General features: G+C 58.3%; 1 protein-coding gene. It reads right to left on the bottom strand.

The features are described from left to right. Positions 1 to 61: 61 nt before the first annotated feature. A protein-coding gene (locus AAIH70_RS30960) for an IS3 family transposase (protein WP_165932198.1) occupies positions 62 to 1200 on the bottom strand; the annotation gives its coding sequence in 2 pieces (ribosomal slippage) (positions 62 to 942 and positions 942 to 1200; 1140 coding nt in all). Between the last annotated feature and the right edge of the window lie 84 nt (positions 1201 to 1284).

Raw genomic sequence — 1284 nt, 5'->3', positions numbered from 1 at the left:
AGAGGTGGCTCGGTTTGTCTGAACGGCTTCGGGCGTTTCGTTAAGTGGATTTCCGCCTCGATTATGCCGCCACCATCATCGGTGCCAGCGCGTTGAAGTAAGCCTGATCCGGCGTCTGCCGGTCAAGAGACGAATGCGGACGTCGAGTATTGTAAAAGTTCAGATAACGACCGATCCCCGCGCGGGCCTCGGACACAGTCTTGTAGGCGTGGAGGTAGACCTCTTCGTATTTGATCGACCGCCAAAGCCGTTCGACGAAGACATTGTCCCGCCACGCGCCCTTGCCGTCCATCGAGATGGCAATCTCAGCTTTCTTCAGCACCGCCGTGAAGTCGATGGATGTGAACTGCGATCCCTGATCGGTGTTGAATATGTCCGGCTTTCCATAGCGAGCCAGCGCCTCCTCGACCGCTTCGATACAGAAGTCCGCCTCCATCGTGATCGATAATCGCCACGACAGAACTCGACGGCTGAACCAGTCCACGACGGCGCAGAGGTAGACAAAACCACGCGCCATGGGGATATAGGTCAGGTCCATCGCCCATACCTGATTGGGCCGGGTAACCGCCAGCTTGCGCAGGAGGTAGGGATAGATTTTGTGACCTGGCGCTGGTTTTGACGTGTTCGGGCGACGATAGATCGCCTCGATACCCATCTTCTTCATCAGCGTGGCGACGTGCAGCCGCCCAGCCTCCAGACCTTCTCCCTTCAAAAGCCATTGCAACATCCGACTTCCCGCGAACGGATATTCGAGATGCAGTTCGTCGATCCGGCGCATCAGGGCAAGATCGCCATCGGATACCGGACGCGGACAATAGTAGACGCTGCCACGGCTGAAGCCGAGGAGCCTGGCCTGCCTCACGACCGACAGCTTGTGCTCGCGGTCGATCATTTCTTTCCGCCCAGCAATCCCGCCTTGCCGAGCGCACCGGACAAAAAATCGTTCTCCAGCGTCAGTTCGCCGATCTTGGCGTGAAGCGTTTTCACATCGACGGTCGGACCCGCCGGTTCCGGTTTCACTTCATCGCCGAAAACGCCGGTCGCCCCCTCAAGCAACTGGTCTTTCCACTGCTTGATCTGGTTGGCGTGCACGTCGAACTGCTGGGACAATTCCACCAGCGTCTGCTCACCTCGGATCGCGGCAAGCGCCACTTTTGCCTTGAAAGCCGGGCTGTGGTTCCGGCGCGGTCGTCTCGTCATGGTATCTCCTGTTCCCGGCATCTAAGCCGAAGTCAGGCAGAAATTCCACTTATCCCCGCTGTGCAGATTTCCCGAGCCACCTCT

It is taken from the genome of Neorhizobium sp. BT27B, assembly GCF_050455485.1.
Classification (GTDB): Bacteria; Pseudomonadota; Alphaproteobacteria; order Rhizobiales; family Rhizobiaceae; genus Neorhizobium.
The sequence above is the reverse complement of the archived record's forward strand: the minus strand, read 5'-3'. Positions and strand labels throughout refer to the sequence as shown.